Source organism: Paenarthrobacter sp. DKR-5 (assembly GCF_018531425.1).
Classification (GTDB): domain Bacteria; phylum Actinomycetota; class Actinomycetes; order Actinomycetales; family Micrococcaceae; genus DKR-5.
Map to the genome: position 1 here is coordinate 109,080 of NZ_JAHBOI010000009.1, position 16,802 is coordinate 125,881.

The 16,802-nt window shown below is 68.2% G+C and carries 13 protein-coding genes; 5 read left to right on the forward strand and 8 right to left on the reverse strand.

Going from position 1 to position 16,802, the window contains the following annotated elements:
- Window positions 1-32: 32 nt before the first annotated feature.
- The 3 genes from treZ to glgX form a co-directional block, all read right to left on the reverse strand.
- Window positions 33-1,769: a malto-oligosyltrehalose trehalohydrolase gene (gene treZ / locus KIH31_RS17055; RefSeq protein WP_214428334.1), complete on the reverse strand. Its 1,737-nt coding sequence runs from the start codon at window positions 1,767-1,769 to the stop codon at window positions 33-35.
- Entirely contained in the window at window positions 1,762-4,137 is a 2,376-nt protein-coding gene (gene treY, locus KIH31_RS17060; RefSeq protein WP_214428335.1) for a malto-oligosyltrehalose synthase, read from the reverse strand. The genes treZ and treY overlap by 8 nt, the downstream gene beginning before the upstream one ends.
- A gap of 77 nt (window positions 4,138-4,214) precedes the next feature.
- Complete coding sequence (gene glgX / locus KIH31_RS17065; protein ID WP_214428336.1) at window positions 4,215-6,434, reverse strand: glycogen debranching protein GlgX; 2,220 nt, start codon at window positions 6,432-6,434, stop codon at window positions 4,215-4,217.
- A gap of 132 nt (window positions 6,435-6,566) precedes the next feature.
- On the opposite strand from glgX, the gene KIH31_RS17070 reads away from it, so the two are divergent.
- The 4 genes from KIH31_RS17070 (at window position 6,567) to KIH31_RS17085 (ending at window position 10,493) form a co-directional block, all read left to right on the forward strand.
- On the forward strand, window positions 6,567-7,493 hold the full coding sequence (locus KIH31_RS17070) for a LysR family transcriptional regulator (RefSeq protein ID WP_214428337.1): 927 nt from the start codon (window positions 6,567-6,569) through the stop codon (window positions 7,491-7,493).
- A 54-nt stretch (window positions 7,494-7,547) separates the two neighbouring features.
- Window positions 7,548-7,880 carry a metal-sensitive transcriptional regulator gene (locus tag KIH31_RS17075; RefSeq protein ID WP_214428338.1) on the forward strand — a complete coding sequence of 111 codons (333 nt, stop codon included), beginning with the start codon at window positions 7,548-7,550 and terminating at the stop codon, window positions 7,878-7,880.
- Between the two features lie 48 nt (window positions 7,881-7,928).
- The gene (locus KIH31_RS17080; RefSeq protein ID WP_214428339.1) at window positions 7,929-8,150 is read left to right on the forward strand and encodes a heavy-metal-associated domain-containing protein; all 222 of its coding nucleotides are present in this window, start codon (window positions 7,929-7,931) and stop codon (window positions 8,148-8,150) included.
- 141 nt (window positions 8,151-8,291) lie between these two features.
- On the forward strand, window positions 8,292-10,493 hold the full coding sequence (locus tag KIH31_RS17085; RefSeq protein ID WP_214428378.1) for a heavy metal translocating P-type ATPase: 2,202 nt from the start codon (window positions 8,292-8,294) through the stop codon (window positions 10,491-10,493).
- Window positions 10,494-10,529: 36 nt separating this feature from the next.
- On the opposite strand, the gene KIH31_RS17090 is transcribed toward KIH31_RS17085, so the two are convergent.
- The 5 genes from KIH31_RS17090 to KIH31_RS17105 all read right to left on the reverse strand — a co-directional run bounded on the left by KIH31_RS17090 (window position 10,530) and on the right by KIH31_RS17105 (window position 16,155).
- Window positions 10,530-11,981, reverse strand: coding sequence for an NAD(P)/FAD-dependent oxidoreductase (locus KIH31_RS17090; protein ID WP_214428340.1), 1,452 nt, complete (start codon window positions 11,979-11,981; stop codon window positions 10,530-10,532).
- Window positions 11,978-13,420, reverse strand: a complete 1,443-nt coding sequence (locus tag KIH31_RS17095; RefSeq protein ID WP_214428341.1) for a glycosyltransferase family 87 protein — start codon at window positions 13,418-13,420, stop codon at window positions 11,978-11,980. The genes KIH31_RS17090 and KIH31_RS17095 overlap by 4 nt, the downstream gene beginning before the upstream one ends.
- A gap of 131 nt (window positions 13,421-13,551) precedes the next feature.
- Entirely contained in the window at window positions 13,552-13,680 is a 129-nt protein-coding gene (locus tag KIH31_RS18350; RefSeq protein ID WP_284676044.1) for a hypothetical protein, read from the reverse strand.
- 463 nt (window positions 13,681-14,143) lie between these two features.
- Window positions 14,144-14,725: a histidine phosphatase family protein gene (locus KIH31_RS17100; protein ID WP_214428342.1), complete on the reverse strand. Its 582-nt coding sequence runs from the start codon at window positions 14,723-14,725 to the stop codon at window positions 14,144-14,146.
- Window positions 14,722-16,155, reverse strand: coding sequence for a CCA tRNA nucleotidyltransferase (locus KIH31_RS17105; RefSeq protein WP_214428343.1), 1,434 nt, complete (start codon window positions 16,153-16,155; stop codon window positions 14,722-14,724). Before KIH31_RS17105 ends, KIH31_RS17100 begins: the two co-directional genes overlap by 4 nt.
- A gap of 141 nt (window positions 16,156-16,296) precedes the next feature.
- On the opposite strand from KIH31_RS17105, the gene KIH31_RS17110 reads away from it, so the two are divergent.
- Window positions 16,297-16,788 carry an NUDIX hydrolase gene (locus tag KIH31_RS17110; RefSeq protein WP_214428344.1) on the forward strand — a complete coding sequence of 164 codons (492 nt, stop codon included), beginning with the start codon at window positions 16,297-16,299 and terminating at the stop codon, window positions 16,786-16,788.
- Window positions 16,789-16,802: the final 14 nt, after the last annotated feature.

Here is a 16,802-nt window from a genome sequence, read left to right on the forward strand (position 1 = left end):
CCGTGGCGCTAAGCCATGGACCAGCGTGAGCCTCAGGCCGTCCGTCCGACGACGGCACTGGCGCCCGGAAGGTCCAGGGTGCCGGCGCCGGGACCGATGCCGGGCTCGGTGGAGAGAAGGATTTCTTCGAAGGCCACGGGTACGCTCCTGGCGCCGTCCGCAAGGTTCACCGCGACGGCGAGGGCTCCGCGCCGCATCAGGAACCACTGGTTGGACTCGTCGAATTCGGCCGCCACCTCGCCGAACCTAGGGTCGGTCAGCTCCGGCACCTCACGGCGGAGCCGGAGCAGCGCGCGGTAGAGCTCCAGCAACCGGGCGTGGTCCCCTTGCCCGGCCTCGGACCAGTCGAGCTTCGAGCGTTCGAAGGTGGCCGGATCCTGCGGGTCGGGCACCACCGCGGCGTCCCAGCCCATCCGTTCGAACTCCTTGATCCGGCCCTCCGCCGTCGCCTTGCCGAGTTCCGGCTCAGGGTGCGAGGTGAAGAACTGCCACGGCGTAGAGGCACCGTATTCCTCTCCCATGAAGAGCATCGGCGTGAACGGTGCGGTCAGGTTCAGCACAGCGGCGACCGCGAGGCGCCCGTAGCTCTCGGTGGCACTGATGCGGTCCCCGATCGCGCGGTTGCCCACCTGGTCGTGGTTCTGGATGCAGGTCACCAGTCGCCAGGTCGGAGTCTTGTGCAGATCCAGGGGCCGGCCATGGACACGGCCGCGGAAGGTGGACAGCGTGCCGTCGTGGAAGAACCCGCGCGTCACCACCTTGGCCAGCGCGGCAAGGGAATTGAAGTCCTCGTAGTAGCCGGCGGTTTCACCGGTGACATTGACGTGCACCGCGTGGTGGAAATCGTCGCTCCACTGGCCGGTGAGGCCGTACCCGTTGGCTTCGCGGGAGGTGATCAGCTTCGGGTCGTTGAGATCCGACTCCGCCACCAGGAACAACGGTTTACCCAGCTGCGCGGAGAGCACGTCGACTTGCGCCGCCATCTCCTCCAGCAGGTGCACCGCCGTGTGGTCCGCCAGCGCGTGCACCGCATCCAGACGGAGGCCGTCCACGTGGTAGTCGCGCAGCCACATCAGGGCGTTCTGCAGGATGTACGAGCGGACCTCCCCGGAATCCGGCCCGTCGAGGTTGATGCTCTCCCCCCACGTGTTCGAGCCCCCGGAGCTCATGTACGGTCCGAAGTTCGGCAGATAGTTCCCGCTCGGCCCGAGGTGGTTGTAGACCACGTCCTGGATCACGCCGAGGCCGTGGCGATGGGCTGCGTCCACGAAGCGCTGGTAGGCCGCAGGGCCGCCGTACTGCTCCTGGACGGTGTACCACAGCACGCCGTCGTAGCCCCAGTTGTGCGTGCCGTTGAAACCGTTGACCGGCAGCAGCTCCACGAAGTCGATCCCCAGCTCCACGAGGTAGGGAAGCTTCCCGATGGCTGCGTCGAGGGTGCCCTCCGGGGTGAAGGTTCCGATGTGCAGCTCGTAAATCGAGCCGCCCGCCAGCTGCCGGCCGCGCCAGCCGCCGTCCTGCCACTCGTGCGCGCCGGGATTGAACGTGCGCGAGAGCTCGTGCACGCCGCGGGGCTGCCGCCGCGAGCGCGGGTCCGGGAACGCCTTGTCCGAGCCGTCCAGCAGGTAGCCGTAGTCGACTTCTCCCTGCGGTTCCCTGCCCGGACGCCACCAGCCGCCGCCGATCGGGGACATCGGGATCGTTTCACCGCCGGCGGAGAGCTCCACCTTGCCGGCCTTGGGGGCCCAGACGTCGAATCTGCTACTCATGGCGTGCTCCTTGGCTCGGGTCGTTTGCGGCACCAGGGGCAGCAGCGTCGCTGCGGGCCAGCAGGGCGACCGGATAAGTGGCGAGCAGGTCGCGGACCAGGACGGTGCCCGCGTCGTGCCGGTTCCGGGTCAGGACGTCGGTCACCGGATAGGGCAGGTCCAGGCTTGTGCGCGCCCAGCCTCCCCTGCGTTCCAGGCCCAGCGGCAGCCGGGTCGCCACCGTGATGGCCCCGCCCCGGTCGAAAGCCAGCAGGGATGCCGTCTCGGGGCCGGCTGCCGTGAGCGGCTCGTAGCCGGTGAAGAGCGACGGCGAGTCCCTCCGCAGCCTTAGCGCGGCGCTGGTGACCAGCAGTTTCGCCTTGGCGTCGGGGCCGACGGCGGGGAGCGCCCCCGCGTCGATCTGTTCCAGCGCCGTGCGCCGCGCCTCGAAGTCCACCCGGCGGCGGTTGTCCGGGTCCACCAGGGAGTCCTCCCAGAATTCGCTGCCCTGGTACACGTCGGGCACGCCGGGCATGGTCAGCTGCACCAGCTTCGCAGAGAGCGAGTTGGACCAGCCCGCCGCGCGGATGCGGTTCACCAGCGCACCGACCGTCCGCGACACTTCCTCGTTGTCGTACGCCGCGTCGACGAGCCGGTGCATCGCGGCCTCGAACTCCTCGTTCGGCGCCGTCCAGCGCGTGGAATTTCCCGCCTCGCGGGCTGCCTTTTCGGCGTACGCGTGCGCCCGCTCGCGCGAAAGCGGCCATGCGCCGATGATCGCCTGCCACAGCAGGTTGCTGAGCGGGCCGTCCGGCAGCGGCGCCGCAGCATCGAGCGTGCTCAGGGTCTGCGCCCACTCTCCGGGGATTTCGGACAGGACGTTGATCCGGGCCCGCACGTCCTCGGAGCGCTTGGTGTCGTGCGTGGAAAGGGTGGTCATTGAATGCGGTGCCGAGGCAAGCCGCTGGCGCTGCCTGTCGTGGAACTCCGCCGGGGCGAGCGCGAAGACGGAGGGATCCGCGCCGACTTCGTTCAGCGACGTGAGCCGGGTGTACCGGTAAAAGGCCGTGTCCTCCACGCCCTTCGCCATCACCATGCCGGAGGTCTGCTGGAACCGCGTGGCAAGTTCGCCCAGCGGCTCACCGGCGGTCCGCCCCTGGCCGGCAAGCAGCGGCAGCAGCACCTGCAGCGCCCCGGCCAGGTCCGGCCGGTGTTCGGCCGCGAGCCGGCCGGCTTCCTCAAGGTAGGCCGCTCCTTCGGGGAGGTAGCTGCGGTACACCGGGAAGCAGGCGAGCAGTTCCGCCAGCGCGTCCGCCGCTGTCTCCGGCGCCAGGCCGGCGTCGGCCGGGACGAGCCGCGCGAGCCGGAGGACCTCCGAACGCAGGATGCCGTCGGCAATGCCGCGCTTCGTGCCGTGAATCATCGAATGGTAGTCGGCCGGCGTGCCCTCACGCAGGCTCCCGTCGAGGGCATCCAGGGCCGCCTGGCCGGCAGGATCGGTGAAGAGCCTGTCGACGTCGGCCAGCGCGTCATAGCCGGTGGTGCCGTCGCAGGCCCAGCCTGCGGGCAGTTCCTCGCCGGGTTCGAGGATCTTTTCGATCAGGACGTAGCCGCCCCGGGCCAGCTCGCGGAGCCTTTCCAGGTAGCCCGCCGGATCAGCAAGGCCGTCCGGGTGGTCCACTCGGAGGCCATCCACGAGGCCCTCGTCGATCCAACGGCCGATTTCGGCGTGCGATTCATCGAAGACCCACGGGACCTCCACCTTCACGCCCGCAAGGGAGCTGACCCCGAAGAAGCGCCGGTAGTTCAGCTCGGCGTCCTCCCGCCGCCAGTTCACCAGCTCGTAGTGCTGGCGCTCGTGCACGCGGACGGGGCTCGCCCCGTCATCGGCGGTGCCATCGGCGATCGGGTAGCGGTTGTCGTAGTAGCGCAGTTCGCCGTCCACGATCTTCAGCTCATCGAGTTCGTGCTCGCCGTCGCCGAGCACCGGAATGCGTACTTTGCCGCCGCCGAAGTCCCAGTCGACGTCGAAGGCCTCCGCATAGCGGGACTGCCGGCCCTCCTTCAGCAGCGACCACCACCAGGGGTTGTCCGCAGGTGTGGCGACCCCTTGATGGTTGGGCACGATGTCCACCAGGACACCCAGCCCGGCTGCCCGGGCTGCTGCCGAGAGTGCCTCAAGGCCCGAGGGCCCGCCCCGGGACTCGTCGACGGAGGTCGGGTCGGTCACGTCATAGCCGTGGTCAGAGCCCTTCTCAGCCGTGAGGATCGGGGAGAGGTAGACCCAGTCCGCGCCGAGCCGGCGGATGTAATCCACCAGCCCGGCAGCGTCCTGAAGGGTCAGCGACTCGCGGATCTGCAAGCGGTAGGTCGACACTGGTTTCTTCATAGTTCCCCTCATATGCGTTCCCATGTCTGCTTCCCGCGTTCCGCGCAGCCGGCAGCCGGCGGCGCCCTGCGCGGGCCCTAGTTCTGCGGAGCCTTCAGCACCGGTCCGGCGGGCGGCTCGTTCTCCGTGAGCGCCCCGGCGGCCATCGTGGCCAGCGATGCGGCCACCGAGTGGTCCGGTTCGGTCTCGGGCTCGGTGAAGGCCCTCAGGACGATCATCGATTTCGCCTCCACCTCAAGGGACTCGCCGGCATTGCTCAGCGGCTCGCCGTCGTCGTGTCCGGCGGTGTTGATCACTTCTTCCCACCGCGCCCCGTACTCCTCGGGCGGCAGCGTGAAGCCCACGCCCTCGTCCCCGGAGTTGAAGTACAGCAGGAAGTTCTCGTCGGTGATGCGCCGTCCGCGGTTGTCCACCCCGGCGATGCCGTCACCGTTGAGGAACATACCGACAGCACGCGAGAGCCCGTTGTCCCAGTCCTCGGGGACCATGACCGAGCCGTCAACGTTCAGCCAGACCACGTCCGGGAGCCGCTCGCCCTCGCCGCGGCGCACCGGCCGGCCGTCGAAGAACCGGCTCCGGCGGAACGTGGGATGGTCATGACGGAGTTTCGACACGGCGGCCACGAATTCCGTCAGCGGCTTGTCCATCGCATCCCAGTGCACCCAGGTGAGTTCGGAATCCTGGCAGTAGCCATTGTTGTTGCCGTCCTGGGTGCGGCCGAGCTCGTCGCCGTGCAACACCATCGGCACACCCTGCGACAAGAGCAGCGTCGCGAGGAAGTTCCGCTGCTGCCGTGCCCGCAGGGCCAGCACCTTCTCGTCATCGGTGGGGCCTTCGGCGCCGCAGTTCCAGGAACGGTTGTGGGACTCGCCGTCGTTGTTGTCCTCGCCGTTGGCCTCATTGTGCTTCTCGTTGTAGGAGACCAGGTCGCGCAGGGTGAAGCCGTCATGGGCCGTGACGAAGTTGATCGACGCCACCGGGCGGCGCCCGGAGCTCTCGTACAGGTCCGCGGAGCCGGTCAGCCGGGAGGCGAATTCGCCCAGCGTGGACGGTTCGCCGCGCCAGAAGTCGCGCACGGTGTCGCGGTACTTGCCGTTCCATTCGGTCCACTGCGGCGGGAAGTTGCCGACCTGGTAGCCGCCGGGGCCGACGTCCCACGGTTCGGCGATGAGCTTGACCTGGGAAACCACCGGATCCTGCTGCACCATTTCAAAGAAGGTCGACAGGCGGTCCACGTCGTAGAACTCGCGGGCCAGGGTGGAGGCGAGGTCGAACCGGAACCCGTCCACACGCATTTCGGTGGCCCAGTAGCGCAGCGAGTCCATCAGCAGCTGCAGCGAGTGCGGGTGGCGCACGTTCAGCGAGTTGCCGGTGCCCGTGTAGTCCATGTAGTACTGCTTGTCGTCGTCGACGAGCCGGTAGTACGCCTGGCTGTCGATGCCCTTGAACGACAGCGTGGGCCCGAGGTGGTTGCCCTCAGCGGTGTGGTTGTAGACGACGTCGAGGATGACCTCGATGCCGGCCTGGTGCAGGGCGCGGACCATGGCCTTGAATTCCTGGACCTGCTCGCCGAGGGCGCCGGTGGCGCTGTAGGAGTTCTGCGGAGCGAAGAAGCCGATGGTGTTGTAGCCCCAGTAGTTCGACAGGCCCTTGTCCTTCAGGATGCTGTCCTGGACGAACTGGTGCACCGGCATCAGCTCGATGGCCGTGACCCCGAGTTTCTGCAGGTGCGCGATGACGGCCGGGTGGGCGACGCCGGCATAGGTGCCGCGCTGCTCTTCGGGGATTTCCGGGTGCTGGGCGGTCAGGCCCTTCACGTGCGCCTCGTAGATGACCGAGCGGTGGTAGGGGGTCTGCGGGGCGCTGTCCCCGGTCCAGTCGAAGAACGGGTTGATCACGACGCCGAGCATCATGTGCGGGCCCGAGTCCGCGTCGTTGCGCGAATCGGGGTCGCCCAGATTGTAGGAGAAGAGCGCCGGATCCCAGTCGATTTCACCGCAGGTTGCCTTGGCGTAGGGATCGAGCAGCAGCTTGTTCGGGTTGCAGCGGAATCCGTTGGCCGGATCGTACGGACCGTGGACCCGGTACCCGTACTTCTGTCCCGGCTTCACCTGCGGAAGGTAGCAGTGCCAGACGTAGCCGTCGACCTCAGTGAGCTGGATCCGCTCTTCGGCGCCCTCCGCGTCGATCAGGCACAGTTCGACCTTTTCAGCCACCTCGCTGAAGAGCGCGAAATTGGTGCCGTTGCCGTCGAAAGTGGCCCCCAGCGGATAAGCTTTGCCCGGCCAAATTTCCATGCGAACTCCCTGTGTAGGTCCCACTGACCGCTAGTTTGGTCTGGCTCAACGGTACCCTAGCTGCAGAACTAATAAGTACACTTCACATCCATGTGACAGCCGCTTCCGAGAGGTGAGGCATATCATGCCGATATGGCATCCGAGTGGCCGGACCTGAAGGTCCTGGAACTGTTGGTAGCGGTCTCCCTCCAGGGCAGTCTCGGCGCGGCAGCGAGATCCGTCGGCATGGCACAGCCCAACGCCAGCCGGGCCCTGTCCCAGCTGGAGAAATCGCTGAACCTGGCCCTGCTGGAGCGCACTCCGAGAGGTTCCAAACTGACCCCGGCGGGAGCGGTGGTGGTGGACTGGTCGCGGTCAGTGCTCGAGGCGGCCGAGCGGCTCCTCTCCGGCAGTGCCGCACTCCGTTCCGAGCAGCTGAGCCATGTGGCCGTTGGCGCGAGCATGACCGTGGCGGAGCACCTGATGCCGCTCTGGCTGGGCGAGCTCAGGCGCCGGCAGCCCGACGTCGAAATCCGCCTCGAAGTGGCCAATTCGGCGGAAATTTTCGAGCGGGTGGCGGCCGGCGCGTACGACGTCGGCTTCGTGGAGTCCCGAAGCGTCCCCGCCGGACTAGCCTGCAGCACGGTCGCGACGGACAGACTGGTCCTGGTCGTCTCCGCCGAACACCGCTGGGCGGCGCGGAGGTCACCGGTGGAGGCCGCGGAACTAGCGGCGGAGCGGCTGGTGGTCAGGGAACCCGGCTCAGGCACCCGCAGCGTGCTCGACGACGCCCTCGCCTCCTATGAGCGGGCCGAGCCGCTCCTGGAGCTGAACAGCAACGCCGCAGTGAAGATCAGCGTCGCCGCCGGCGTCGGTCCGGCGGTGCTGAGCGGGCTGGCCGTTGAGGCCGCCCTGCGCACCGGCGAGCTGCGGGCGGTGCCGGTGGCAGGAGTGGACCTGAGGCGGAAACTGCGGGCGGTCTGGACCGCCGGGCGGCGCTTGAGCGACCCGGCGGCCGAGCTGGTGCATCTGGCGCGGCGGGTTGCCCCCGCAGGAACCCGGGCAGTCCCAACCTCTTGACGCATACCCCCCGAGGGTATAGATTCGAACGCGCAACGCAGGGAAGGACCTCTCATGGACACTCACCACACCGTCTCCGGCACCGAGGCGCCCGTCTACGGATACTCCGGCGACAAGGCCGCGTACCAGCGCCGGATGAACCGGATCGAAGGGCAGGTCCGCGGGATCGCGCGGATGATCGATGAGGACAAGTACTGCATCGACATCCTCACGCAGATCTCGGCCGTGACGAAGGCGCTGCACGCGGTGAGTATCGAGCTGCTCGAAGAACACATTTCGCACTGCGTCGTCGGCGCCGCCAACGAATCGGCGGCCACCGGGGACCCGGCCGTGGTGGAGGAGAAAGTCCGCGAAGCCTCGGCCGCCATCAGCAGGCTCCTGAAATAGGAACCGGAAGCCGCTCTTGATCAACAACCCCAATTGAAAGGCAAAGCAATGGAAACCACCGTGAACATCTCGGGCATGACCTGCGGCCACTGCGTCTCGGCCGTGACGGAAGAGCTGGAGGCGCTGGAGGGCGTCAGCGGCGTCGACGTCGAACTGAACAAGGGCGGCGTTTCGCGGGCCGTGATCACGTCGGCCGGACCGCTTGAACCGGAGCAGATCGGCGAAGCGGTCGCCGAGGCCGGCTACACCGTGGTCTCCGCGACCGCCTGATCACCGCCGGCCCAAACCGCCGCCTCGGCCACACCTCAACCAGCCACACCTCAACCACGGAGGGCAGCAACCACGGACAGCAGCCAGGGAAACAAAGCCCTGTTGACCCCCGCACGGGTCGTCGAACTCGACATCGAGGGGATGACCTGCGCCTCCTGCGTCGCCAGGGTCGAGCGCAAGCTGGGCAAGCTCGAGGGCGTCTCGGCGGTGGTGAACCTGCCGCTGGAGTCCGCGCAGGTGACGGCGCCGGGGACAGTCACGGACGAACAGCTCATCGAGACTGTGAACGCCATCGGCTACAAGGCAACGCTCAAACCCGCAGCCAAGCCCCGCACGTCAACGCCAACCGGGGCGGCAAGCGAAGCCGGCTCGGAGACTGTGCCCCGGCCGGAACCTGCCGGAGCCGCGCTTCGTCCGCGGCTGATCGTCGCGGCCGTCTTGACCGTACCGGTGCTGCTGATGTCCATGGTGCCGGGGCTGCAGTTCAGCAACTGGGGATGGGTGGCTTTCGCGCTGTCCCTGCCGGTAGTGACCTGGTCGGCCTGGCCCTTCCACCGCGCCGCTGCGATCAACGCCCGCCACCTGGGCTCCACCATGGACACCCTGGTGTCCCTCGGTGTGGCGGCCGCCTACCTGTTCTCCTCCTGGCAGCTCTTCTCCGATCCGGCGCTGACGGCGCAGCCCGGGATGGACGCGGGTGCCCACCCGCTCTACTTCGAAGTCGCCTCCGTCGTCGTCACCTTCCTGCTGCTGGGCAGGTACTTGGAGGCGAATGCCCGGCAGCGCGCGGGCGACGCCCTCAGGGCGCTGCTGGATCTCGGCGCGAAGGAAGCGACCGTGCTGCGCGGCGGAGCCGAGGTCCGCATCCCGGCAGCAGACCTGGCGGTCGGGGACGTGTTCGTCGTCCGGCCGGGTGAAAAACTTGCCACCGACGGCGTCGTTGTCGAGGGCCAGAGCGCCGTCGACGCGTCCCTCATCACAGGCGAATCGGTTCCGGTGGATGTCTCCGCCGGGGACGCGGTCACCGGTGCCACGATCAATACGGCGGGCCGGCTCCTGGTGAAGGCGACGAGGGTCGGCGCCGAGACCACCCTTGCCCAGATGGGCCGCCTGGTCAGCCAGGCGCAGAGCGGCAAGGCGCCGATCGCACGGTTGGCGGACAGGATCAGCGCCGTGTTCGTCCCCGTTGTCCTCGGCCTGGCCGTGCTCACGTTCCTGCTCTGGATGATTTTCGGCGGCGGCCTCTATGCTGCCTTCACCGCCGGCGTCGCGGTCCTGGTCATCGCCTGCCCCTGCGCCCTCGGGCTGGCCACCCCCGTCGGTTTGTTGACCGGGACGGGCCGCGGCGCGCAGTTGGGCATCCTGATCCGTGGACCGCAGGTGCTCGAGGACACGCGCACCGTTGACACGATTGTGCTGGACAAGACGGGGACCGTCACCACCGGCCACCTCGCAGTCACGGACGTGGCCGCCTTCGCCGGATACGCCGGGGACCAGGTCCTGCGGCTCGCCGGCGCCGTCGAATCCGCGAGCGAGCACCCGCTCGGACGCGCCATCGCCGACGCTGCTGCGGCGCACGGGCCGCTGCAGCCGGTCACCGGCTTCACGAGCACCCCCGGCGGGGGCGTGCAGGGCACTGTCGACGGCCGCGCCGTCGTCGCCGGCCGCGGCACCCTGCTCGAGGCGCACGGCGTCGCCACTCCCGCGGAAGTCACGGCGGCCCTTGAAGCGCAGCAGACAGCGGGCGCCACAGCCGTGCTGGTGGCGGTCGACGGGCTTCCAGCAGGCATCATCAGCCTCCGCGACACCGTCAAGGAAGGCTCCCGGGCGGCCATCGCCCGGTTCCGTGAACTGGGTCTGCGCCCGATGCTGCTCACCGGGGACAACGCAGCCGTTGCGGGCCAGGTCGCCGCGGCGGTGGGCATCGACGCCGCCGATGTGATGGCCGAGGTGCTCCCGCACGAGAAGGTGGAGCAGATCCGCAGGCTCCAGGCGTCCGGTGCAACGGTGGCGATGGCGGGAGACGGCGTCAACGATGCCGCGGCCCTGGCCCAGGCTGACCTCGGGATCGCCATGGGCTCCGGCACGGACGTCGCCATTGAAGCGGCCGACCTCACCGTGATGGGCAACAGCCTGGAGCAGGTCGCCCAGGCAATCGAACTTTCCCGCCGTACCTTGGCGACCATCAAGACCAACCTGTTCTGGGCTTTCTTCTACAACGCCGTCGGGATCCCGGTGGCCGCACTGGGCCTGCTGAACCCGATGATCGCCGGTGCCGCGATGGCCGCAAGTTCCGTCCTCGTGGTCACGAACTCGCTTCGCCTCCGCCGGTTCGGGCGGTAGCCGGCGCTAGCCGGAGACCGCCCGCCGCACGGGGGGTCAGGCGCCGACCCCGAGCGGCGGCACGGCCAGACCGAAGACATCGCGGAGCGCAAGCCGCGCCGCGTGGAAGCCGGCCATGCCGTGCACCCCCGGACCCGGAGGCGTGGAGGCGGAGCACAGGTAGACGCCCGGCAGCGGCGTTCTCCATGGCGCCGCCGAGAGCACCGGCCGGGCGATGAGCTGCCGCAGGTCAACGGCGCCGGCACTGATGTCCCCGCCCACGTAGTTCGGGTTGTAGCCTGCCACGCCCGCGGCCGTGGTGGCTCTGGACGCCACCACCAGGTCGCGGAACCCCGGGGCGAAGCGCTCCAGCTGGGCCGTCACTTCCCCGGTCATGTCCTTGGTGGACCCGGCCGGAACATGGCAATAGGCCCACAGGATCTGCCGGCCGGCCGGGGCCCGGCCCGGGTCGAAGATCGAGGGTTGGGAAACCAGCACGTACGGCTTGCGCGGGTGCCGGCCGCGGGCGACGTCGTCCTCCGCGTCCGCGATCTCCGCCGCCGTGCCGCCCAGATGCACCGTGCCGGCGCGCCCGATGTCGGCATTGGCCCACGGGACAGCGCCGGACAGGATGAAATCCACCTTGCAGACCGCATTGCCGAAGCGGAAACGGCCGAGGGCGCGCAGGTACCGTGCCGGCAGCAGGCCCGGCGCCAGGGCCCGGAGCATCGGGGCGGCAACATCGAGCAGCACCGCACGGGCGGGACGGAGCTCTTCCAGCCGTTCGACCGGATGGCCGGTGACTATCTCGCCGCCGTGGGCGAGCAGATCCTCGGCCAGCGCATCCGTGATGGCGTGCGAGCCCCCGAGCGGAATCGGCCAACCGCCCGCGTGGGCCATGGCTCCGAGCACCATCCCTGTGGCCGCTGCCGACAGGGACGGCAGCGGCTGGATTGCGTGCGCCATCACGCCCGCCAGCATCGCGGGAGCCGTCGCGCCGGCGAACCGCACCCGCCGCAGGAAGCTGCCCTGCCCCAGCACCCTGCGGCCGAAGACAAAGGCTGAGGCAGGGTCCTCCGGCACCCCTATCACCGGACCGGTGACGAATCCCGTCACGGCGTCAATCTCCCGGACCAGCGGGGAAAACAAACGGGTGTAGGCGCCCCCGTCCTCCCCAAGCCCCTCGGCCGTTGCGGCCCCGTCGTGCCAGGCAAGTCCGGCCCGGCCGCCGTCGAGCGGGTGGGCATAGGAAATCTCCGGCACGGCGAAGCGGACCCGGCGCGGGAGCTCAAAGGACCGGAAGAACGGGGATGCCAAAGCCATCGGATGCACGGCAGAACAGACGTCGTGCACGTGGCCCGGTTCGATGAGCTCCTCGGTGCGGGTGCCCCCGCCGATCCTGTCCGCTGCTTCCACTACCCGGACGGCCAGACCGGCCCGGGCCAGCGTCACTGCTGCGGCGAGCCCGTTCGGGCCCGCCCCGACGACGACGGCGTCGGGCGTGTTCACCGCAGCGCGTCCGCCGGACGGGCGCGGTGCAGCACAAAGCTGTCCGGCGACCGGTTGAAAGCACCGCCAAGCGGGTCGTCCACCCTCTGCCGCCGGACGACGTCGCACGCCGGGTGGAGGATGTCCCGCACCACCAGTCCCATGAGCGCCATCAGGGCGATCATGTGCAGCGCCACGGCAAGGACGTAGTAGGGCACATCAATATTGTGCTGCAGATTCCCGCCGCTGGTCTGCTGGCCCAGGAAAAGCCAGATCGCGGCCCAGTGCAACGCCTCGGCCGCCTGCCACAGGAGGAACTCGAGCCACCGGGGCCGCGCGATCACAAAGAGCGGGATCAGCCACAGCACATACTGCGGGGAGTAGACCTTGTTCACGAGAACAAACGCTGCCACCAGCAGGAACAACAGCTGACCCACACGCGGGCGCCTCGGGGCTGCGAGGGCCAGGACCGCCAGGGCGAGGAAGGCCAGCAGGAACAGCGCGACGGCGAGGGCCCCGACGGTGCCTGCAGACAACGCCGTCCATTGCATCCGCCCGGCGACCTCGTTCCAGGCATACCAAGGCGACGAGTAGCCCGCCGCACGCTGGGCGCTGTACTGGTAGAAGCAGGCCCAGGCGCCGAAGTTGGACACGGCCGCCGGCAGGTTCAGGGCCAGCCAGGCTGCCGCCGCCGCCACCGCCGTCGTCACGAAGGCCCGGTACCGGCCGGAGCGCACTGCCAGCAGCAGGAGTACCAGCAGCAGCAAGGCCGGGTAGATCTTGAGGGAGGCGCCGATGCCGACCAGCAGCCCTGCCGCAACGGCGTGCCGCCGTGCGAAGAGCAACAGCGCGGCTGCGAGGGCCAGCACTGCCCACAGGTCCCAGTTGATGTAGCCGGCCAGTATGATCCCGGGGGCGACGGCGACCATCGCCGCGTCCCAGGGCCGCCGGCGGTTCATGCGCGCAGTGAGAACGACGGCGCCAACCCATGCCGCAGCCAGCAGTGTGGCATTGACGTCGAAGTAGTCCAGCGCACGAGCCGCGCCCGCGCCGCTGCCGGGGACGAGCAGCGCTGTGAAGCCGGCGATGAAACTGGTCAGGACCGGATATTCGAACCGCGGCCCGGAGCCGAACATGGGAAAGAGCCCGCCGGCCAGTCCCCGGCTTCCGAACAACTGGGGCAGGTCCGAGTAGCAGGTCGCGTAGAACTGATCCGGCGTGTTCCAGCCGCTGCTGCGGCAATGCTCCTTCAGCACCAGTGCCAGCAGGGCGGCCAGGGTTGTCAGCACGATCAGCACGCGGTCAACCGTGAAGGCACCCGGCCGGATCAGCCCCGGGGCCGTCCGCCGTCCGAGCGGTCCGCCCACCACCGCGGTGAAGCGCGCCAAAAGCGGATCCTCCCGCGTGGGAACGACGGTGCGCATCTGCCGGTGCTGTTCCTGGGTCCCCGCTGGCTGCATAGTCAGAGCTTACCGGCCGGTTAAATGCGGAAGCCCGCGCAGTGAAGCGCGGGCTTCTTGCGGAACGGATGGAAATGTCAGTCATCGATACCTCCAGGCTGGATGGCGGCGGCACATAGCCCCCCGGGCAATTAGCGCACGTGGCCGGAACCGTAGAGATCGTTGACGATTTTCTCCTTCGCCTGTTCCAGGCGGTGGAAATCAATGGACGTTCTTTCCTTTCTCCAGAACGTCAGGGATTCCTTCAGGTTACGGGTCATGGCGGAGCACCTCCTTTCGGGGAATGGCGGGACGGCCGGAAGCGCCGAAGGGCGCGCCGGAGTGCGGAAAGCTGAAGTGGTACAGCGGGAAGCCTCACGTAATCGAAAGGGCCTCCGGGCACGGAAAAGTGCCGGAAATGTCGCGTGCTGCGGGTGGTTGCCGGTCTATCGGCAGTGAATCAGCGCGTTGAGACAGCGGAGGCCGGGGCGATGGCATCGGCAATGCGGCCGGTAATCCTTGTGAACATTTCCCCACCTCCTTTTCTTCGATATGCGCTTCGACTCGGGCGATTGCCACGAGCTCCAGAAGCACTATAACCTGCGCATTCGCGGGAATTCCAGAGATAATTCCCGACAATTCCGCTTTTTAGTGCCGAAACCCGCGTGTAGTGGGCGCGACACGCCGATCAGGACTGCGGTGCGGCGCTGATAGCTCGGTTTGCGGGCAGGTCGGTCTTCGGTCCTACAGGCCCCAGGAAAGCACGGCGGGGGTCTTCTTGTCCCAGCCCAGGGTGCAGACTTTCCCGGTGCCGAGGATGAAGTGGCGGCCGTCGGCGGCGGCGAGCCGGAGCCAGCGTGCGGTCAGCACGCGGAGGAAATGTCCGTGGGCCACGAGCAGCACGTTGTCCGCGCCGGAGGTCAGCACGCGCTCGATGATGCCGTCGGCGCGGGCCGCCACCTGGTCGAGGCTTTCGCCGTTTGGCACGCCGTGCGTCCAGATGAGGTAGTCCGGGTTGTCCTTGCGGATCAGATCCGAACTGATGCCCTCGTAGTCGCCGTAGTCCCATTCGTGCGCGCGCGGTTCGACGACGGCGTCCGGGTAGCCGGCGAGTTCAGCCGTGCGGCGAGCACGGCGCAGCGGGGACGTCAGCACCAGGTCGAAATCCACGTTCTCCAGCGTCTGCCGCGCCGCTGCGGCCTGGTGCTCGCCGTCGACGGTCAAGGGAAGGTCCGTCAGTCCGGTGTACTGACCGCTCTTGGACCATTCCGTCTCTCCGTGGCGAAGGACCCACAACTGCGGGCGGGATACGGGTGCGTGGCTCACTTGTTCTCCTTTAGTTCAGCGTCCTGTTCGGCCCACCATGCCAGCAACCGCTGCTCCGCCTGCTCCGCTCCGAGCGGCCCGTGCTCCATCCGCTCTTCAAGCAGGAAGTTGTAGGCGCGGCCAACGACGGGCCCGGGACGGATGCTCAGCAGCTCCATGATCCGGCCGCCGTCGAGGTCCGGACGGATGGACGCCAGTTCCTCCTGGGCGGCGAGTTCGCCGATCCGCGCCTCGAGGTCGTCGTAGGCAAAGGACAGCCGGTCCGCCTTGCGCTGGTTGCGGGTGGTCACGTCCGAGCGGGTAAGCCGGTGCAGTCGTTCGAGCTGAGGCCCGGCGTCCGTCACGTACCGGCGCACCGCCGAGTCCGTCCAGCCCGCTTCGCCGTAACCATAGAAGCGCATGTGCAGCTCCACCAGCCGCGCTACCGCCTTGATTGTGTCGTTGTCGAAGCGGAGCGCCTTCATCCGCTTCGCCGTCATCTTCGCGCCCACCACGTCGTGGTGGCGGAAGCTCACGGCGCCGCCGGCCTCGAAGCGGCGGGTGGCGGACTTGCCGACGTCATGCATCAGGGCGGCGAAACGGAGGATGAAGTCGGGGCCCGGCACCGGACCCGCGGCGTCCGTTTCCATCCCTGCCGCCTGTTCGAGCACCTGGAGCGAATGCTGGTAAACGTCCTTGTGCCGGTGGTGCTCGTCCACCTCGAGCCGGAGGGCCGACACCTCCGGCAGCACCCGGTCGGCAAGGCCGGTTTCCACCAGCAGGTCGATTCCGGCGCGGGGGCGGCTGCCGCACACCAGCTTGACGAGTTCGTCGCGGACCCGCTCGGCGGAGATGATGGAGATCCTCTCGGCCATGTCCGTCATCGCCCGGCGCACATCCTCGTGCACGCGGACCCCCAGCTGGGAGGCGAAGCGCGCGGCACGCATCATCCGCAACGGGTCATCAGAAAAGGACTCCTCGGGCGATGACGGCGTCCTGAGCACCCCGGCGTGCAGGTCGCGGGCGCCGCCGAACGGGTCCTCGAGTTCGAGTCCGGGCAGGCGGAGCGCCATGGCATTGATGGTGAAGTCGCGCCGCTGCAGGTCATCGTGCAGCGAGGAGCCGAACGCGACGGTCGGCTTGCGGGAGTCCTGGTCGTAGGCCTCGGCGCGGTAGGTTGTGACTTCAATCTGGAAGCCGTCGCGGCGCAGCCCAATGGTGCCGAAGTCACGCCCGATCTCCCAGTAGGCATCCGCCCACCGTTTAATGACGGCGATCGTCTCATCCGGTGTCGCGTTGGTGGTGAAATCCAGGTCGGGCGAGGTCCTGCCAAGGAAGATGTCGCGCACCGGACCGCCGACCAGCGACAGCTCGTACCCGGCGTCCACGAAGAGCTTCCCGAGTTCAATGACGACGGGGCTGACGGCGGATCGTTCCAGTCTCTGGTGCATAGTTCCTTAAGCGTGCCAGATTTTCGGAGCGAGGATTGTCCGCCTCCGCGGGTCCCGCCGAAGGATCATCAACGCCGGGCAAAGGTGGTTAGAGTGGACCTCATGGCCCATCCCGTACCGAGTGCGCCGAAGCGTACGCCATTGCCCTCGGCAATTGGCGGCCACGTCGCGCCTGCGGGCCATTCAATCATGCCGACCGTGGAGGAAATCTCGGCCGGAGGCGTGATCGTCGATACCTCCGATGACGAGCTGCGGGTCGCGATCATCGCCCGGCTGAACCGCGGAGGCCGGCTGGAATGGTGCTTGCCCAAGGGCCACCCCGAGGGGAACGAGAACAACCAGGAAGCGGCCATCCGGGAGATTGCCGAGGAAACCGGGATTGACGGGCACATCCTGGCACCCCTGGGCTCCATTGACTACTGGTTCACCGTCAGCGGCCACCGGGTGCACAAGACCGTGCACCATTTCCTGCTCCGCGCCACGGGCGGCGAACTGACCATCGAGAACGACCCCGACGCCGAGGCCGTCGACGTCGCCTGGGTGAAGATCGAGGACCTGGCCAAGAGATTGTCCTTCCCCAACGAGCGGCGCATTGCCGACCTGGCGAGGGATGTTCTCCCCGACTATCTCTGAGCCGCCTCCTTCGG

Bases quoted from the DNA above. Each gene is read 5' to 3' on its own strand.
- treZ (WP_214428334.1), bottom strand. From the start codon at position 1,769: ATGAGTAGCAGATTCGACGTCTGGGCCCCCAAGGCCGGCAAGGTGGAG.
- treY (WP_214428335.1), bottom strand. From the start codon at position 4,137: ATGAAGAAACCAGTGTCGACCTACCGCTTGCAGATCCGCGAGTCGCTG.
- glgX (WP_214428336.1), bottom strand. From the start codon at position 6,434: ATGGAAATTTGGCCGGGCAAAGCTTATCCGCTGGGGGCCACTTTCGAC.
- KIH31_RS17070 (WP_214428337.1), top strand. From the start codon at position 6,567: ATGGCATCCGAGTGGCCGGACCTGAAGGTCCTGGAACTGTTGGTAGCG.
- KIH31_RS17075 (WP_214428338.1), top strand. From the start codon at position 7,548: ATGGACACTCACCACACCGTCTCCGGCACCGAGGCGCCCGTCTACGGA.
- KIH31_RS17080 (WP_214428339.1), top strand. From the start codon at position 7,929: ATGGAAACCACCGTGAACATCTCGGGCATGACCTGCGGCCACTGCGTC.
- KIH31_RS17085 (WP_214428378.1), top strand. From the start codon at position 8,292: ATGACCTGCGCCTCCTGCGTCGCCAGGGTCGAGCGCAAGCTGGGCAAG.
- KIH31_RS17095 (WP_214428341.1), bottom strand. From the start codon at position 13,420: ATGCAGCCAGCGGGGACCCAGGAACAGCACCGGCAGATGCGCACCGTC.
- KIH31_RS18350 (WP_284676044.1), bottom strand. From the start codon at position 13,680: ATGACCCGTAACCTGAAGGAATCCCTGACGTTCTGGAGAAAGGAAAGA.
- KIH31_RS17105 (WP_214428343.1), bottom strand. From the start codon at position 16,155: ATGCACCAGAGACTGGAACGATCCGCCGTCAGCCCCGTCGTCATTGAA.